General features: G+C 72.1%; 15 protein-coding genes. 7 read left to right on the top strand and 8 right to left on the bottom strand.

Annotated elements, in window-relative coordinates:
• The first annotated feature begins 215 nt into the window (after window positions 1-215).
• From MKK69_RS03210 to MKK69_RS03190, 5 genes are all read left to right on the top strand, one after another.
• The gene (locus MKK69_RS03210; RefSeq protein ID WP_243965402.1) at window positions 216-650 is read left to right on the top strand and encodes a histidine kinase; all 435 of its coding nucleotides are present in this window, start codon (window positions 216-218) and stop codon (window positions 648-650) included.
• Between the two features lie 237 nt (window positions 651-887).
• Window positions 888-1,037: a hypothetical protein gene (locus MKK69_RS03205; RefSeq protein WP_243965401.1), complete on the top strand. Its 150-nt coding sequence runs from the start codon at window positions 888-890 to the stop codon at window positions 1,035-1,037.
• Window positions 1,038-1,193: 156 nt separating this feature from the next.
• The gene (locus MKK69_RS03200; protein ID WP_243965400.1) at window positions 1,194-3,191 is read left to right on the top strand and encodes a methyl-accepting chemotaxis protein; all 1,998 of its coding nucleotides are present in this window, start codon (window positions 1,194-1,196) and stop codon (window positions 3,189-3,191) included.
• A 496-nt stretch (window positions 3,192-3,687) separates the two neighbouring features.
• Window positions 3,688-5,724, top strand: coding sequence for a molybdopterin-dependent oxidoreductase (locus MKK69_RS03195; protein ID WP_243965398.1), 2,037 nt, complete (start codon window positions 3,688-3,690; stop codon window positions 5,722-5,724).
• A gap of 130 nt (window positions 5,725-5,854) precedes the next feature.
• A complete protein-coding gene (locus MKK69_RS03190; RefSeq protein ID WP_243965396.1) occupies window positions 5,855-6,073 on the top strand; it encodes a hypothetical protein in 219 nt (72 codons plus the stop codon).
• 38 nt (window positions 6,074-6,111) lie between these two features.
• Here MKK69_RS03190 and wrbA read toward each other — a convergent pair whose 3' ends face one another.
• From wrbA to MKK69_RS03175, 3 genes are all read right to left on the bottom strand, one after another.
• Complete coding sequence (gene wrbA / locus MKK69_RS03185; RefSeq protein ID WP_243965394.1) at window positions 6,112-6,777, bottom strand: NAD(P)H:quinone oxidoreductase; 666 nt, start codon at window positions 6,775-6,777, stop codon at window positions 6,112-6,114.
• 9 nt (window positions 6,778-6,786) lie between these two features.
• Entirely contained in the window at window positions 6,787-7,080 is a 294-nt protein-coding gene (locus MKK69_RS03180; RefSeq protein ID WP_243965392.1) for a hypothetical protein, read from the bottom strand.
• A gap of 96 nt (window positions 7,081-7,176) precedes the next feature.
• Complete coding sequence (locus tag MKK69_RS03175; protein ID WP_243965390.1) at window positions 7,177-8,370, bottom strand: alpha/beta hydrolase; 1,194 nt, start codon at window positions 8,368-8,370, stop codon at window positions 7,177-7,179.
• Window positions 8,371-8,740: 370 nt separating this feature from the next.
• Here MKK69_RS03175 and MKK69_RS03170 point away from each other — a divergent pair, with 370 nt between their 5' ends.
• The gene (locus tag MKK69_RS03170) at window positions 8,741-8,950 is read left to right on the top strand and encodes a cold-shock protein (protein WP_243965387.1); all 210 of its coding nucleotides are present in this window, start codon (window positions 8,741-8,743) and stop codon (window positions 8,948-8,950) included.
• Between the two features lie 184 nt (window positions 8,951-9,134).
• Here the strand turns inward: MKK69_RS03170 and MKK69_RS03165 are convergent, their stop codons facing one another.
• From MKK69_RS03165 to tauA, 5 genes are all read right to left on the bottom strand, one after another.
• A complete protein-coding gene (locus MKK69_RS03165) occupies window positions 9,135-11,543 on the bottom strand; it encodes a GAF domain-containing protein (protein WP_243965386.1) in 2,409 nt (802 codons plus the stop codon).
• The gene (locus MKK69_RS03160; protein ID WP_409564769.1) at window positions 11,543-12,391 is read right to left on the bottom strand and encodes a Crp/Fnr family transcriptional regulator; all 849 of its coding nucleotides are present in this window, start codon (window positions 12,389-12,391) and stop codon (window positions 11,543-11,545) included. Before MKK69_RS03160 ends, MKK69_RS03165 begins: the two co-directional genes overlap by 1 nt.
• A 240-nt stretch (window positions 12,392-12,631) precedes the next feature.
• Entirely contained in the window at window positions 12,632-13,432 is an 801-nt protein-coding gene (locus tag MKK69_RS03155) for an ABC transporter permease subunit (RefSeq protein ID WP_243965385.1), read from the bottom strand.
• Window positions 13,429-14,220, bottom strand: a complete 792-nt coding sequence (locus MKK69_RS03150; RefSeq protein ID WP_243965382.1) for a taurine ABC transporter ATP-binding protein — start codon at window positions 14,218-14,220, stop codon at window positions 13,429-13,431. The genes MKK69_RS03155 and MKK69_RS03150 overlap by 4 nt, the downstream gene beginning before the upstream one ends.
• 24 nt (window positions 14,221-14,244) lie before the next feature.
• Window positions 14,245-15,267: a taurine ABC transporter substrate-binding protein gene (tauA, locus tag MKK69_RS03145; RefSeq protein WP_243965381.1), complete on the bottom strand. Its 1,023-nt coding sequence runs from the start codon at window positions 15,265-15,267 to the stop codon at window positions 14,245-14,247.
• A 633-nt stretch (window positions 15,268-15,900) separates the two neighbouring features.
• On the opposite strand from tauA, the gene MKK69_RS03140 reads away from it, so the two are divergent.
• On the top strand, window positions 15,901-16,905 hold the full coding sequence (locus tag MKK69_RS03140) for a DUF2891 domain-containing protein (protein ID WP_243965380.1): 1,005 nt from the start codon (window positions 15,901-15,903) through the stop codon (window positions 16,903-16,905).
• The last annotated feature ends 783 nt before the right edge of the window (window positions 16,906-17,688 follow it).

Raw genomic sequence — 17,688 nt, 5'->3', positions numbered from 1 at the left:
GGCAGGGCGCGGCGGTGGTCCGCGGCGGCCCGGTGTTGCCCGCGGGACCCTGCCTGCGTCAACCATATGCCCGCGCTATGGTCAGACGTGCCGCTGCCCGTGCGTTGGGCAGCGGCGGCGCGGAATGCGGCGCCTTCGCGGCGAGAGGCTTGCGTCGGGCTCGCCTCCCGGCATAGCATGGTGCGTTGCAAAGCCAGTGCGAAGTCGAGTGCGGAATGTCCACAGCCGACGTCGGGACTGCCTCCGGCACGATGCCCCAGGGCGGATGCTACCGGATCCAGGTTCTGGTGGTCGGCCGCCACAAGCGCTGGCGGGACGAGGCGGCCGCCCAGGTCCGCCTGCTGGGTTATCAGGTCACCGCCTGCGATCGGGGGGTCGACGCCATGACGGTGCTGGCCCTCGGGCTGCCGGTGGACGTGATGGTGGTGGATTCGGGGCTGCAGGGCGGCCTGTGCTGCACACAGCTGGCCGTCGAGGCGCGGAGCCTGCGCCCGGGCCTGCGTATCGTCGTGGCCGGCGATTCCCTCGATGCTCCGGAGACGGAGACCCCCGCCCAGGTCCCCGACGCGCTGCGCGTCCGGCGCGACCAGTTCCAGAACGGGATGGTGGCGTCCCTGATGCGCGAAGCGCTGGCCGACCGCGCCGCCTGACCCGCCGACCCGATCGAGATTCTGCGCGGCGCACACGGTCGATGGACGGCCGCACCGGGCGAATCGGTGCGCGCCCGCCTCGGTCGCCGCGGGGCCGGATCGGCGTCGCGCGGGCCGGGTCCAGGACAGATCTCGTCGAACCCCGAAACTGATCGACCGATCCCGGTTCGGTATCGCGCGGCGACGGGGCGATGCTGTGGTCCGGTACGACGGGCTGTCGCGCAGTCGAAGGACGCCGTGACCGCGATCTCGCAGTCCCGTGATCTCTGCAACGCTCAGGTGTTGTCAGCCGAAGGCCGGGACGCTTCGGGCATGTCTGTGCGCAACGATGAACGCAGTATCTTCGGTGACGGTATCGCGGTTTCGATTGCGCTGAGTTCGGATTGAAATTTTTATTGTAATAATAATCTTTGCCAATGCACTGTACTGGTAGGTAATAAATCCTAGGTTTATCGCGGGTTTTGTTATCCTTATGTCACGATATATTACCTTTCTGTCGCAGATGGCCGTTGTGGCAATCGCATTTGCGAAGGTCGTACTCCTGTGAAGATCGGAATTCGTGGCCGTCTCTACGGCGGATTTGTTCTCCTCGTGGCGATGAACGCCATCGTCATTCTGTTCTCCATCTATCAGCAGGGCGTGATCAATCTGGAGTACGAGACAGGGAGCGCCATCGAGCAGGGCGCTCAGGAGATTCTCATCCTGGACGGACTCTCCGCGCGGCTCTCCGCCCAGGCCGCGTATTACCGGGTGGCACCGGGTCCCGAGCAGATCGCCACCATGGAGGAGGCGCGGCGGCAGATCGAGGCGATATCCACGAGACGGATGGCGCTCGTCCGGACGGAGGAAGGGCGCGACCTGCATCGGCGGATCGTCGAGGGCGCCATCGCGCTGAAGCCGCAGCTGGACTATCTCGTGGCGGGGGGGACCCAGCTGCTCGACGCCAGACGGAGCATGTTCAGATCGGGAGGCTCCCTCACCAGCCTGCTGGCGGCCATGAGCGTCGAGATCCGTGGGCGGGCCGACCAGGGAACGCTGCTGCACGCTCAGGACGTCGAGACGGCGGTTCTGAGGGTCCGCCTCGCGGGCGCCCGGTATCTGATCGCCGTCGAGCCCGAGGATCGGACGAAGTTCCTGGCGCAGGTCGAGCAGGCCCGGACCGCGATCCAGACCTTCAGGAACGGGGCGGGCGCCGGGGCCTTCGCCGAGCGGATCGACGCCCTCGAGACCGCGCTCGCCGACTACGCCACCGAATTGGACGTCTTCTACAAGGCGAACATCGCCACGAAGGCGACGCTGGAGACCGGCATCAAGCCGCACATCGACGCCATCGAGAAGGCTTGCACCGCCCTGCGCGGGCGGATCCTGCAATCGGTCGAGCGGATCAAGGCGAGCACCGCCGACATGGCCCTGCGCACCTGGCGCATCGAGGTCGGCCTGGGCGCATTGGCCCTCGTCGTCGGCATCGCGCTGGCGTCCGTGATCGGGCGCAGCATCATCCGGCCGATCGACGGCATGCGGGACGCGATGGCGCGCCTGGCGAACGGCGACACCGCCGTGGCGGTGCCGTCGCAGGATGCTGCGGGCGAGATCGGCGCCATGGCCAAGGCCGTGGACGTGTTCCGGCAGAACGCCATCGCCCGGGCCGAGCTGGAGGCCGCCCAGGCCGCCGAGCAGGAGGCCCGCCAGAACCGGATCGAGCGGCGGGAGGCCCTGGTCCGCGGCTTCGAGCAGACCATGTCCGGCGCGCTGGAGATCGTCACCGCAGCCACCACCGAGCTCGACGCCACGGCCCGCGCGATGACCCGGGTCGCCGACGACACCAGCAGCCAGGCGGTCGCCTCCAGCAGTGCCGCCGAGCAGACCGCGTCCAACGTCCAGACGGTGGCGGCGGCGGCCGAAGAGATGGTGTCCTCGCTCCAGGAGATCGAGCGGCAGGTGGTGCGCTCCAACGCGGTGGCCGGTCAGGCCGCCCACGAGGCCGAGGCGACCAACGCCGCCATGGCGAGCCTGCGCGCGGCCGCCGAGCAGATCGGCGCGGCGGTGACGACGATCTCGGGGATCGCCGGGCAGACCAACCTGCTGGCGCTCACCGCCACGATCGAGGCGGCCCGCGCCGGCGCGGCGGGCCGGGGCTTCGCGGTGGTCGCCTCGGAGGTGAAGGCGCTGGCCGAGCAGACCGCCAAGGCCACCGGGGAGATCTCCGGTCAGATCGGCCGGGTCCAGGCGTCCACGGGTCAGGCGGTCACCGCGATCCGCACGATCACCGTGCGCATCCGCGAGATCGACACCGTGGCGACCTCGATCGCGGCGGCGGTGGAGGAGCAGGGCGCGGCCACGCAGGAGATCGTGCGCAACGTCGGCCAGGCCGCCCAGGGCACCGGCGCGGTGACCAGCAACATCGCGGGCGTGGCCGGAGCGGCGGAGGAAACCGGGGCGGCGGCGGGCCAGGTCCTCGACGCCGCCTCGGAGCTGTCGCGCCAGTCCGAGTACCTCACCGCCGAGATCGGCCGCTTCCTGGCCAACATCCGGGCCGCCTGAATAGACAGATCGCCGCCGAAGGAAGGCAATGGCCGGCCCCGGGCGTCTCCCCCCCGTGGGCTCCGATGTTCACGTATCGCCTCCTGCAAGGGGCGACGCGCGCTCCTCCCCTGGCGATCCCGGGCTTGCCGGGGATCGCTCGCGCCTGCGGGGAGGGGAAAAGCGCCTTCCTCTCAAGATGTTGGGGTCAGCCTGAGGCGTGTGAATCCGGGAACCCCGCAGAGCAGGGAGGGAGGGCGTGTGGCCGTTTCGGACGGCCTACCCATCAACCCGACGACGATCTCGAACGCGATCTCTGAATCCGCGAGCCCGCACGGCAGCGGCGGCCCGGACCTCGTTCCGCGAAGCCGGCATCACCGTCGCGCGAGTCAGATCGGCGCGAACGGGGCCGATTGCACGATCCCCGGAAGCCTCCAGGACCCCGTCCGCCCGCGCCGGCGCCTCAAAAACGCACGGCCTTTGCATCATCCTGGCCGGCGCCACGGGAGTTCGTCGCTTGGTCCGCACCGTCTGCCCACACGATTGCCCCTCCGCCTGCAGCCTCGACGTGCAGGTGGCGGACGGCCGCGTCGTCTCGGTCCGCGGGGGCGACAACCCCTACACGGCGGGGGTGATCTGCGCGAAGGTCAGCCGCTACGGGGCGCGCGTCCACCACCCGGACCGGATCCTCTACCCGCTGGAGCGGGTCGGCCCGAAGGGCGGCGGACAATGGCGGCGGATCGCCTGGGACGCGGCCCTCGACCGGGTGGCCGCGTCCTTCTCGGAGGCGGCGGAGCGCTGGGGCCCGGAGGCGGTCTGGCCGTACAATTCGGGCGGGACCATGGGCCTCGTCCAGCGCGACGGCATCCACCGCCTGACGCACGTGATGGGCTACTCCCGGCGCGCGCGCACCATCTGCACGGCGGTGGCGACCGCCGGCTGGAGCGCCGGGGTCGGCCGGATCGCCGGGCCGGATCCCCGCGAGATGGCGCTCTCCGACCTGATCGTGGTCTGGGGCGGCAACCCGGTGAGCACCCAGGTTAACGCGATGGGCCATATCAGCCGTGCCCGGAAGACGCGGGGCGCCAAGCTGGTGGTGATCGACCCCTACCGGACCGGCACCGCGGCGGCGGCCGACCTGCACCTCGCGCCCCGGCCGGGCACCGACGGGGCCCTGGCCTGCGCCGTCCTCCACGTCCTGTTCCGCGACGGCCACGCGGACCGGGCCTATCTCGCCGCGCACGCCGAGGACACGGCGGCGCTGGAGGCCCATCTCGCGGCGCGCACCCCGGACTGGGCGGCGGCGATCACCGGCCTCGACCCCGCTTCGATCGAGGCTTTCGCGACCCTCTACGGCACGACGGCGCGCAGCTACATCCGCTGCGGCTTCGGCTTCACCCGCACCCGCAACGGCGCCGTCAATCTCCACGCGGTCACCTGCCTGCCGACCGTCACCGGCGCCTGGCAGCACGAGGGCGGCGGCGCCCTCTGGCAGCACGCGGCGATCTTCAACTGGGACAAGACCTTGACGGAGGGGCTCGACGCCAGGGCGCCGGGGGTGCGTGCCCTCGACATGAGCCGGATCGGCGCCGTGCTCGCCGACGATCCCGACGCCCTGCAGGGCGGGCCGCCGGTCCGCGCCATGCTGATCCAGTCGGCCAATCCCGCCGTCTCCGCCCCCGACAGCACCCGGGTGCGCGCCGGCCTGGCGCGGCCGGACGTGTTCGTGGCGGTCCATGAGCAGTTCATGACCGAGACCGCCGCCCTCGCCGATATCGTGCTGCCGGCCACCACCTTCCTGGAGCACGACGACATCTACGGGGCCGGCGGCCACAGCCACATCCAGGCGGGGCCCGCGATCCTGGAGCCGCCGGGGGAATGCCGGTCGAACCACGCGCTGCTCGGGGCCCTCGCCGGCCGCCTCGGCGCCGACCATGCGGGCTTCCGCCTGAGCGCCCGGGAACTGGCCGACGCCACCCTGGCCCGCTCGGGCTGGGGCGGCCTCGACCGGCTGGAGGCCGCGGGCTGGATCGACGCGCAGCCGGACTTCGCCGAGAGCCACTTCCTGAACGGGTTCGGCCATCCGGACGGGCGCTTCCGCTTCGCCCCCGATTGGGCGTCGCTCGGCCCCCGCGCGGCCGGGATGCCGGGCCTGCCCGACCATTGGCCGGTGGCCGAGCCGGCTGCGGCGGAGCACCCGTTCCGCATGATCGCCCCGCCGGCCCGCCAGTTCCTGAACACGACCTTCAACAACCAGCCCGAGTCGCTCCGCCGCGAGGGGCGGCCGACCTGCCTGATTCATCCGGCGGACGGGGCCCGGCTCGGGATCGGCACCGGCGATGCGGTGGAGATCGGGAACGACCGCGGCCGGGTGCGGCTGCACGCCCACCTCGCCGAGGGGCAGCAGCGGGGCGTCGTCGTGGTCGAGGGGCTGTGGCCGAGCGCGGCGTTCGGCGGCGGCCAGGGGATCAACGCGCTGATCGGCGCCGCGCCGGCGGCGCCCAACGGTGGCGCCGCCTTCCACGACACCGCGGTGTGGGTGCGGGCCGCCTAGGACTCGCCCCTGCACCGGACCGCCCCCGCCCGGCCGCGCGCGGTGCGGTCCTCCATTCGCGGGATGCACCGCCGGCGGGCGGGCTCTAGCCTTCCCACCGGCGCCCCCCGCGCCGCTCGGGAGAATACCGATGGCCGCTGCCCTGCTCCCCGCGCTCCGGCGCAACCTCGGGCTTTTCGTTCTCGCCCTCGCCGCCGCCGGCCTGGCGTTCGGCACCGTCATGCTGACGGCGCCACCGACCAGCCAGGCCGCCGGCCCGAGCCTCACGGATGACGGCATCCTCCCGCCGGTCACCGATTGCGAGGTCCTGCCGACCGGCGACGTCAACAGCTGCACCGTCTACCGGTGAGCGCGCGGCCCAGCCGCACCGAGCCGGGCCGCCGGGGGTCATCCCGCCACGGCCGCGGCCTTCCTCCGGCTCGGCATCTCGCCGGCCGCGATCAGGGCGCCGGCGATGGCCACCATCCGCCGGCCCTGATGGCGCGCCGCGTCGAGATCCTCCGTCCGCGGCGGCCGGTTCTCCGCCCCGACGATCGCGGACGCCCCATAGGGTGAGCCCGCTTCGAGCATCGCGGGATCGGTGTAGCCGGTCGGCAGGATCACCATGCCCAGATGCGCCATCGGGGCATACAGCGCGAGCGTGACGACCTCGGAGCCGCCATGGGGCCAGGACGCCGTCGCGAAGGCGCCGCCGACCTTGCCCGCCAGGGCGCCCCGCTTCCACTGCGGACCGAGCTGGTCGACGAAGTTCTTCAGCTCGGTCGCCATGGCGCCGAAATAGCAGGGCGTGCCGAACAGGATCGCGTCGGCCCATTCCGCGTCGTCGTGCGAGGGCGCCGCGTACAGGGCGTTCTGCCGGGCCGCGCCCTCGGTCCAGCCCTCGACCTTCGCCATGGCGGCGGCGTCGACGACCTCGCGGGGCCGGCGCATCCGGACCTCCGCGCCCGCCTCCCGGGCGGCCTCGGCGGCGGCACCCGCGAGGCGTTCGACGCTGCCGCTGCGCGAGTAGTAGACGATCAGCAGGCGGGTCGGATCGGATGTGCGGTCGGCCACGGCGTCCCCCTACGGATTGGCGCTGCGGGCCGCCGGCTGCGGATAGGACGGGTTGCCGCCCGGGACGGCGGTGCTGTTGGACGACGACGTCGCGCCGCCCTGACCGCTCTCGGTTCCCGTGATCTGCTTGCGCGATGCGGCCTGGCTCTGGCTCGCGTAATCGGGCGGCGCGCTTCCGCCCTGCCAGACCATCAGCCCAGCGAACGCGGCCAGCATCAGGCCGACGCTGACAATGAGGACGTAGAGCGCCGGCTTGCCGCGCTTGCCTTGCCGGCCGTCCTGCCCGGAGAGTTGTTCCGCCACCGCTAAACCTCGCTCGCCCGCGGGTGCGGACGTGAACCGGCAACGGGCTGTCGGTCCGATCGCTCCAGCCCTGTGGCGCTATGGCTCTCGGGTCCTTCACCGCGGCGCGGCGCGCGTCGTCGCTTCGATCCAGGCGATGATCGCATCGGCGACCTGAGCGTTGTTCGCCTCCAGCATCATCATGTGGCCGTTGCCGTGGATGCCGTGCTCGGCCAGCCTCAACCGGTCGGGCTTGGCCCCGGCCTGGTCCAGGAAGGCGCCGGTGCAATCGTCCATGGTGGCCCGGAACGAGGCCTCGCCGGTGACGATCACCGCGGGCACCCGGGCGAGGTTCGGGAGCTTGCGCGCCGGTTCGGCCTGAAGCCAGCAGCGGATCTGGCCCTCCCGCAGCGGCTTGTCGGCCTGGGCCACGGTCAGGTCGGCGGGCGTCGCCACCGGCGGCTCGAAATGCAGCGGCACCCGGGTGAGACCGTAGGGCCGGGCCCGCGCCTCGCCGACGCGCTCGTACCAGTCGGCGCCGCCCTTGAAGCGGATGTCGTAGAACGTCGGTCCGTTCGGCTCCACGGCGACATGGGCCTTCACGAGGTCGGGGCGCTGGTCCGACACCGCCCAGCCGAACACGCCGGCCTGCGAGTGCGTCAGCAGGATCGCGGGCCCGATCTTCTCCAGGAGGGCGACCAGCGCCGGGTCGACGAGTTCCTCGGTCCGGACCCCGCTGGCGATGTAGGGCACCTGCGAGAGGTAGAACTGATCGAAGGCGGCATTGCCGCGGACACCCGGTCCCCCCGGCCATTGCATGTGCAGTTTCGCCTCGGGATAGAGCCCGGCGGTCTCCTGCCCCGTATAGACGGTCTCCAGCTCCCCCGGGGTGATCCGCGCGTAGGGGCCGTAGGCCTCCGGATCCGGCCCGGAGCGTCCCCGCCCGACCTGATCGACGACGTAGACGACGAAGCCCTTCTCGACGAAGCGGGCGGCCCAGCCCGGACGGCCGTCGGGGGTGCCGAGGAAGTTGGTGCCGGTCTGCGCGGTGCCGTGCACCATCACGACGGGATAGGGCTGGGTGACCGTGGCGGGGGCCCGATACGCGACGAACATCTGCCCGGCGGCGGCCTCCTTCCCGGCCACGGTCGCGTAGCCGCCGCCGACGAAGAAGTAGCCCTCGGGCCGCGCGGGCCTGAAGACGGCCGGCGCTTCGCTGGCGGCCGGGGGCGTTTCCCCGGCGGCCGGGGGCGCCGCGCCCGCGATCAGACACAGGAGCGCGCAAGCGCCGGTCCCGCCGAGCTTCGTCATGGTCGTCCTCCCGAACAGCGTCTGGTGCGCTTGATCGGGAGCGTAGCGCATCGTCCCAGGAACCGGAATCGGCACGCCGTCACGAGCGCACCGATGCGCATCGCCCTTTTTCGAAGGCCGGCCGCCCCCGTTCGGGACGATGCGCGCGACCGGATTGCGGACGCCCGTCCGGTCGGGGACATCCGCCTGCGCGGTGCCGGGGCCGTCCCCGGCGCCGGGCGCGCCGCATCCGAATCGGGCCGCGTCAGGCCCCTCCGGGCGACCGGCTCGGATCGGGTTGAGCGGCTTTTTTGGAACAGCTGGCTGTGTTCCCCGTTCGAGCTGGGCGGCTCGCCGTTTCAGCGATGCCGGCTACGTTCGGGACATTCCTATGGCTACAGGTACTGTGAAGTGGTTCAACGAGACCAAGGGTTACGGCTTCATCCAGCCGGATGACGGCGGCAAGGACGTGTTCGTCCACATCTCGGCCGTCGAGCGCGCCGGGATGCGCAACCTCGTCGAGGGGCAGAAGATCTCCTACGACGTCGAGGCCGACCGCCGCAGCGGCAAGGAGAGCGCCGGCAATCTGAAGGGCGCCTGAGCCTCTTTCAGGGCCGAGGCGGGCGCGCGTCGTCCTGCCTCGGCGCAGGGTACCGGCGCCCCGGCGTCGGCGCCCCTCCGCAGGGCAGAGGGCTGCCCCGGCCCGCCCGCGCGACGGCGCGGCGGCCTTCGCCCGCCGGACCTCGCCGATCGCGACCATGGGTCGGGGTCGGCGGGACATGGTCCTACGCGGGAACCTCGAACCCTTTGAGGGGCGCGATCAGCTCGCAGACCGCCCCCTCGACCGGGTAGCCCAGCCGAACCGCGCCGCCGACCGCGCCGGCCAGGCCCCGTTCGATCAGGCGTGAGCCGAATCCCTTCCGGCTCGGCGCGGCCACCGGCGGTCCGCCGCTCTCGCGCCACCCCAATCGGACGGTCTCGGCCCCGGCGGCGCCCGTGATCGACCAATCGATCCGCACCGTCCCGTGCGGCGTGCTCAGGGCGCCGTACTTGATGGCGTTGGTCGCCAGCTCGTGCACCATCAGCGACAGCGACAGGGCCGCCTTCTCGTTGATGCGCAGGGGCGGACCGTCCAGGTGGAACCGCCGCTGCTGCTGATCCTCGTGCAGCTGCAGGGCCCCGTCCACGACGGCGCGCAGGTCGGCGCTCTCCCCCTGTCCGGTCAGCAGGATGTCGTGCGCCTTGCCGAGGGCGATCAGCCGCGCGCTGAGCGCCTCCTTGGCGGCCTCGATGTCGGGCGCGTTGCGCATGGTCTGCGTGGCGATGGCCTGGACGATCGCCAGGGTGTTCTTCATCCGGTGGCTGAGCTCCCGGTTGAGGATCGCCTGATGCTCGGCGGCCCGGACCCGCTCGGTGATGTTGTTGAGCAGGATGGCCACCTGTCGCCGCTCGACGGGCTCGACCCGGTTGGCGGTGACCTCGATGTATCCGCCCGCGCGGCCGAACGCGCGCTCCACGTGGACCGGCTGCCCCGTGCGCAGCACCTCCCCGTAGAGCGCCACCCAACCGTCCGCCTCGTCGGGGGCCACCGCGCGGATCGTCCGCCCGACGACGTCCGCGAGGCCGGTCTGGCGCGCGTAGGCCGGGTTGGCCTCGACGTGCCGATAGTCGCTGAGCGGACCCTCCGGCCCGTCGAAGAACTCGATGACGCAGAAGCCCTCGTCGATGGTCTCGAACAGGGAGCGGTAGCGCGCCTCGCTCTCGGCCAGCCGCTCGCCCGCCACGCGCTGCTCGGTGCGGTCGCGCAGGATCTTCACGAAGCCGATGACCCCGCCCGCATCCCCGCGCAGGGCCATCATCTCGCCGTTGGCCCAGAAGTGCTCGCCGCTCTTGCGCAGGTGCCAGCGCTCGTCGACCCCCCGCCCCGCGGTCAGGGCGCCGCGCATTTCCTGCGCCGGGATCGCCGCGGCGCGGTCCGCGGCCGTGAAGAACATGTCGGCCGGCTTGCCGATCACCTCGTCGGGCGTCCAGCCGAGGATGCGCGTGGCCCCCGCGTTCCAGTTCGTGATCAGGCCGCCGAGATCCATCACCACGATGGCGTAGTCGGTCGCGCTCTCGAAGATCGCCCGGTAGCGGATCTCGCTCGTCTGGATGGCGCGCTGGGCGGCGGCCTCGCGGGCCTCGGTCAGACCGGTCGAGGCGGCGCCCGCGAACAGGCGCGCCGCCTGCAGGTTCATCTCGGTGAACGCGCCGGGCCGGCTCGATTGCAGCTTCAGCACGCCGATGGTCCGGCGGCCGCGGAAGACCGGGACGGTCACGCACGCGCGCAGCTTCATCCGCGCGGCGAGGGCCTGGTTGACGCGCCTGTCGCCCCGCACGTCCGACACCATCATCGGCGCGCCGGACCGGAAGCACGCGCCCGACAGGCTTCCCTTGAGGGCGACCCGCCGTCCGGCGAAGGCGTCCAGGGTGCCGGCGACCGCCCGGTATTCCAGCTCCCCGTCGGCGATCAGCTCGATGGCGCAGCCGTCCGCCTCCGGCGTCGCCTCCATGGCCCCGGCCACGATGGTGTTCAGGATGACGCCGAGGTCGCCCTCGGCCTCCGAGATCGCGCCCTGGACCCGGTGGAGCGCGTCGCGGGCGCGCTGCATCCCGTCCTGATCGGCCAGCAGCGCGTCGCGCCCGGCCAGGGCCCGCTTGAGTTCGAGCTGGCTCATCACCTGGCGGGCGAGCGCCCGCAGGTTGGCGGCCTGCTCGGCCGTCAGACCCTCGGGCCGCGGCACCAGATCGATGACGCACAGGCTGCCGATGACCTCCGCCCCGGACGTGCGCAGCGGCGCACCGGCATAGAAGCGGATATGGGGATCGCCCGTGACGAGCGGGTTCGCCCGGGTGCGGGGATCGGCCGTGAGATCCGGGATGACCAGCAGGTCCGACGCCGACAGGGCGTGGGCGCAGATCGAGGCGTTCAGATCGGTCGCGCAGAGCGGAAACCCGATCCGCGCCTTGAACCACTGGCGGTCGGCGGTCACGAGGCTGATCAGCGCCACCGGCGCCCGACACAGCTGGGACGCCAGCAGCACGATGTCGTCGAAGCCCTCTTCGGGGGGCGTATCGAGGATCCCGTAGCGCTCGAGGGCCGCGAGCCGGTGCGCGTCGGCCGCCGCGGCCGGGATGTCGGAGGGCTTGCGCATCACGGCTCGGGGATCTTGGGAGACGGCGCCGCCTTCAGGGACGCCGCGAGGGTGGGCGGCTGCAGGCTCCCCGGGCGCCCTGCGCCGAGCGCCACGATCTCGCCCGAGCGCCCGTAGACGGCCCCCAGCACCTCTTGGAAATGCCGCCGCACGCTGGCGTGGCACTCGCAGGCGGCCCGTTCGGCGCGGGTGCGATCGATGAACTTGAGCCGACCGCGGCCGATGCGGATCAGCCCGTCGCGCTGCATCTCGCCCAGCACCTTGGTCAGGTAGGCGCGGCGCACGCCCATCATCTCGGCGAGCATCTCGTGCGTGACCGGCAGATCGTCGGTTCCCAGGCGATCCTGCATCGTCAGCAGCCAGCGCAGGCAGCGCTGCTCGATCGGATGGACCGCGTTGCAGGCGACCGATTGCAGCAATTGCGCGATCAGGCAATCGGCATAGCGCACGAAGAGATCGTGGATCGCGGGCGACGCCTGCTTGGCCTCGTTCAGGCGCTCCGCCTCGATGCGCAGGACGGATCCGCCGACCTGGACCACCGCCTGGCTGAAGGCGGGCAGGTAGCCGTGGCTGACCACGCCGCCGATCGCGCCCTCGTGGCCGACGGTGGCGGTCTCGACCGATTTGCCCTCGCGCAGGGGCAGAACGAAGGTGATGACGGTCCGGCTCAGGGGAAAGGTGACGTGCGAGACGTCGTCGCCGACACGGAACAGGATGTCGCCGCGCAGGAACGCGGCGGGCTGGAGATACGGGGCGACGCGCGCGCGGTCGCTTTCAGTCAGGGCCTGGAGCAGCAGATTACTGGCGAACGGAACCTGCGCGGCCAGCGCAGGAGCTGGCATGGTCATCGCGGCCTCCTGACGGAAACTGCTTAGCCTACAGACCGGCGAATGTCAGTCCATTAGCTGACAGAGACAGCGATTTCTGCGGTTCTTGCAGCAGGTTGATGAGCGTGCGCCGGATCCTGGGTTTCCGGAGGGCTCTGCCCTTTGGCGGGGTCCGGGGGCGGCGCCCCTGAGACGCGGCAGGGGTCCATCCTGCACCCGCACACGGTCCCGGACCTTTTGAAGCACCGTCGATCAGTAACGCTACTGTTTGCCCTTCCAGGGCACCAGCGCGCGTTCGAGCCGGCGCAGGGCGAACTCGAACAGGGTCGCGAACAGGCCGATCAGCAGGATTCCCATCACCACCACGTCGGTGCGCAGGAAGTTGGAGGCGTTGAGGACGAGCTGGCCAAGCCCGGCCTGGGCCGCCACCATCTCGGCGGCCACCAGGGTGGTCCAGCCCACGCCCATGCCGATCCGCAGGCCGATCAGGATCTCCGGCAGTGCCGCCGGCAGAACCACGTAGCGGAGCACCTGCCCGCGGCTCGCCCCGAGGGCGCGGGCCGCGTTGATCTGGTCGGCGGAGGCCGAAAGCACCCCCGAGCGGGTCGCCAGCGCCACCGGGGCGAAGCAGGCGAGGACGATCAGCAGCACCTTCGACAGCTCGCCGATCCCGAACCAGATGATCATCAGCGGCAGGTAGGCCAAAGGCGGCAGCGGCCGGTAGAACTCGATCAGCGGGTCGAGGATGCCGCGGGCGATCCGGCTGGTCCCCATGGCGAGCCCCGCCGGGATCCCGGCGGCGGCGGCCAGGAGGAAGGCGCCCAGCACCCGCAGGAGGCTGTCCCGGACGTGGATGCCCAGGGGGGCGCCGTCGAGCTCGCCGGTCCAGGCCTGCCCGAAGGCGGTCAGGATCGCCTCGGGCGGCGGCAGGAACAGCGGCTTGATCCAGCCGCTCCGGGTCGCGGCCGCCCAGAGGCCGAGGCAGGCCAGGACGGTCGCGGCGCTGACGACCGGCACCAGGGCCCCGCCGCGGCGCGACCTGGCGCGGGGGCGGCCGCTCATCGGAGCGCCCCGGGGGCCGGTTCGGAGCGGTGATGGATCCGCCCGAGCACGCGCTCGCGCACGGCGATGAAGGCGGGATCCGACTTGACCGCGCGGGCCTCGCGCCCGGCCACGACCGCGCGCGAGAACGGCAGGTCGATCGCCTCGACGATGCGGCCCGGGCGCGGGCTCATGATCAGGAGCCGGGTGGCGAGGAACACCGCCTCCTCGACGTCGTGGGTGATGAAGAAGGCCATCTTGCCGGTCCGGTGCCAGATCCGGAGGATCAGCTCCTGGACCTGCGCGCGGGTGAAGGCGTCGAGGGCGCCCAGCGGCTCGTCCATCAGCAGGGCGCGCGGGTCGCCGGCCAGCGCCCGGGCGAGGCCGACCCGCTGCTGCATGCCGCCGGAGAGCTCGTAGACCTTCCGGTCGGCGAACTCGGCGAGGCCGACGAGGTCCAGCATGTCCAGGGCGATCCGGCGCCGCTCCGCCCGGGGGACGCCGCGCATCTTGGGGCCGAAGGCCACGTTCTCGGCGACATCCAGCCAGGGCATCAGGGCGTGGCGCTGGAACACCACCCCCCTGTCGGCCCCCGGCCCCCGGACCGGCGCCCCGTCCAGCAGGATGCTGCCCTCGGTCGGTTCGAGGAAGCCCGCAATGGCCGAGAGCAGGGTGGTTTTGCCGCAGCCGGAGGCGCCGAGCGCCACCACGAACTCCCCGGGCCGGATCGTCAGGTTCACCTGCGACAGGGCGACGATCCCGGCCTCGCCCTCCCCGTAATGGACGCTGAGGTTGCGGATCTCGATCATGGGCCTCTCCGAAGGCGCCGCCGGCTATTTCCGAGCCGCCGCCACGTAATCCCCGGTGACGAAGCGGCCGTAATCCGGCGCCAGTGCCTGCACCCGCCCCTGCGCCTTCAGGAAGTCGGCGGTCTCGGTCAGGGCCTTGGCGGCGCCGCCGCCGAGCCAGGCCGGGGAGGCCTGCGCGTCGAGGGTCGGGAAGCGGTAGGCCGCCAGGCTCGCCGGCACCTCCGCGGGGGCCGAACCGGTGATCCGGGCCACCGCCGTCACCTCCGGCGCATCGGGCGCCCAGGGCCTGGCCGCGTAGGCGGCGTCCTGGGCGGCGATCAGCTTCACCAGCGTGACCAGGAAATCCCGGTTCTGCGCCGCCCAGGCCCGGTCCACCACGAGGCCGTCGAAGGTCGCCTTGCCCTGGCGGGCGATGTCGCCGGCCGAGATCACCACCGTGCCGGACTTCTTCACCCGGGCCAGCACCGGATCCCAGATGAAGGTCGCGTCGATGTCGCCGCGCTCCCAGGCGGCGGCGATCTCAGGCGGCCGCATGTTGAGGATGGTCACGTCCCTCTGGCTCAGCCCGGCCGCCGCCAGGGCGGCGATCAGCTGGTAATGCGACGTCGAGACGAACGGCACCGCCACGGTCTTGCCGCGCAGGTCGGCCACGCTTTTGATGCCGCTGCCGTTGCGGGCGACGAGCTGCTCGGCATCGGCGATCGCGTCGAGGATCCAGAACAGCTGGATGTCGAGCCCCTGCGAGGCCGCCGCGGCGATCGGGCTCGAGCCCGCCTCCCCGATCTGGACGTTGCCCGACGCCATGGCGCGGATCACGTCGCCGCCGCCGCCGAACTTGCGCCAGGTCACCGTATAGCCGGTGGCCTTCTCGATCGCCCCCGAGGCCATCAGCGCCCGGAACGGCACCACCATGTCCTGGTGGGCGAAGGTGACCGACCTCTCGGCGGCGCGGACCCGGCCGGGCGCGGGGATTCCGAGGACGAGCGGCGCCAGGGCGGCCAGCGTCGCCAGGGCGGTCCGCCGAGACCGTGATCGGGATCCTGTCATGATTCTCGTCCCCCTCCGGCATCCCGAATCGGTTCCGATCGGCGTGCCGGTGCCATGGTCCGACACGGCACGCGCCCTGCACAAGGGGGCAGGCCGGGACGAACCGGTCCGGCCGGCTCCGCTGGGATCCCGGGGGCTACGGCCGAATGCAGGGGCGCGTCCCTGCAGAGACGATCATGTTCACCGATCTCCGGACGCAGCGCGGGTCCCGTCTGCCCGCAGGCGGGGCGGGGGGATGCCCGCATCAACGCACGAACCGGAGCCTAGCGCATCGTACCGGATACCGGGACCGGCACGATGCGCTCGCTGTCGGATCAGCCTCGTCTTTTTCCGAGAGCCGGAGGCCACGTTTCGGGACGATGCCCTAGGCCGCCGCCTAGAAGGTCCGAAGGCGATCCGTGAATCCGCCGGCCCCTGCGGGGGAGGGCGCGTGGCCGCACTGGAGCGGGCCCCCTAGCCGCGGACGATCTGGAGATCGATGTGGGAATCCGGTAGCCCGCAGAGGGGGAGGGATGCGCTCGTCCCGGACAGTCCCGTCCCCTCACCCTCGCCCTCCAGGAGCGGGGAGCCGAGCCACGTCCTGCGAAGCCGGCATCCGTGGCGTATCCTAGGTCTCGGAACCGGAGCCCCGCGATGGCGCCCGCACTCACCCCGGACATGGCCGCCCGTTTCGCGGCGGTCGCCCTCGGTCACGTCACCCGCCCATACCCGAACAAGCCGGGGCACGTGCTGGCGGGGCCGGAGGACGCCCGCACCCCCGTCGACCTGCATCCGGTCTTCCACGGCAGTTACGATTGGCATTCCTGCGTCCACGCCTACTGGCTGCTCGCCCGGATCCTGCGGTCGTTCCCGGACGGCCGGGAGGCCGGGGCGATCCGCGCCCGGTTCGACGCGCAGCTGACGCCCGGGAAGGTCGCGGGGGAATGCGCCTATTTCCGCCAGCCGACCGCCCGGGGCTTCGAGCGGCCCTACGGCTGGGGCTGGCTCCTGAAGCTCGCCGACGAGCTCGCCCGCCTGCCGGAGCCCCGCTGGTCCGAGGCCCTGGCGCCGCTCGCCGGGATCGTGGTCCGGCGGTTCCGGGACTTCCTGCCCCTGGCCGCCTATCCCGTGCGGGTCGGGACCCATTTCAACACTGCCTTCGCGCTGCGGCTCGCGACCGACTACGCCGAGGGGGCGAGGGATGCGGCGCTCCGGGCCCTGCTGCAGCAGAAGGCGGAGCGCTGGTACGAGGCGGATGCGGATTGTCCCGCCTGGGGCGAGCCGGGCGGGGACGACTTCCTGTCCTCCACGCTGATCGAGGCCGAGTGCATGCGCCGCCTCCTGCCGCCGGAGCGGTTCCGGCCCTGGTTCGACCGGTTCCTGCCCGATCTCGCCGCGGGCCGGCCCGCCACCCTGTTCCGCCCCGCCGCGGTCACCGATCGCAGCGACGGCAAGATCGCCCATCTCGACGGCCTGAACCTCAGCCGCGCCTGGTGCTTCCGGGCGCTCGCCGCCGCCCTCGGTCCGGCCGACCCCCGCCGGCCGCTCCTCGTGGCGGCCGCGGAAGTCCACCTCGCCGCCGGGCTCCCGCACGTGACCGGCGACTACATGGGCGAGCACTGGCTCGCGACTTTCGCCCTGCTCGCCCTCGACGCGTGAGCCGGGTCTCGGCGTCCCAAGACGAATAAGCGTCTTCCGAGAACGTGTCGGCGCGGGCCGCGTTGACCGCGGCAGGCCAAAAAAAAGGACCGCCCTCAGGGAGCGGTCCGAAGTCTTGGGAGGAAACGCCCACGAAGGGCATGCCGCACAGCGACGCCGTCGCCGTGCTGCACTGCATCAACCCGAGCGGGTGGACCTTGTTCCGGGAACTCCACGGGGCGGCGGCGCGGTCATGCCGTGGGTGCAGGAGGCGAGCGCCGCCTGTCCCGGGCGGGCTTGCGGATGCACAGCTCGCGGTGTGATCCCTCGCCCGGCCGACGGGTCCGGCTGTCCAGAACGGCCATGCGCCCCCCCACCCCCCTCTGCGGGCTCCGAATGTTCACACATCTCCTGCTGCACGGGGCGACGCGCGCTCCGCCCCTGGCGCTCCCGGGCTGGCCCGGGAGCGCTCGCGCTTGCGGGGCGGCGTTGCAGGTGGTGCAGGATCGAACGGTGCGGTGCCGTCTGCACCACCCCCACCCCTTTCCCCTCCCCGCAAGGGGGGGGGGAAAGCGCCTCCCTTTCAATGAGGTTGGGTTAGCCCGGGGCGTGGGAATCCCGGAGCCGCTGCGGGGGGGGGGGACGGGCGCCCTCGCGGGGGGGGGCAGGCCGGCCAAAACAGCTCCGATCCGGGTTCCGGGCGTCCGATCGGGGGCCGTCAATCCAGGACCGCACCATAGTCCGCCCGGCCGCGCCGCTTGGCCGTCTCGTAGAGCACCTGGGCGAGCTGCTCGGCCGAGTAGG

The sequence above is a fragment of the Methylobacterium sp. J-026 genome, assembly GCF_022829585.1.
Classification (GTDB): domain Bacteria; phylum Pseudomonadota; class Alphaproteobacteria; order Rhizobiales; family Beijerinckiaceae; genus Methylobacterium.
Note: the sequence above shows the minus strand (reverse complement) of the source record. Positions and strands in the feature narration are given on the sequence as shown.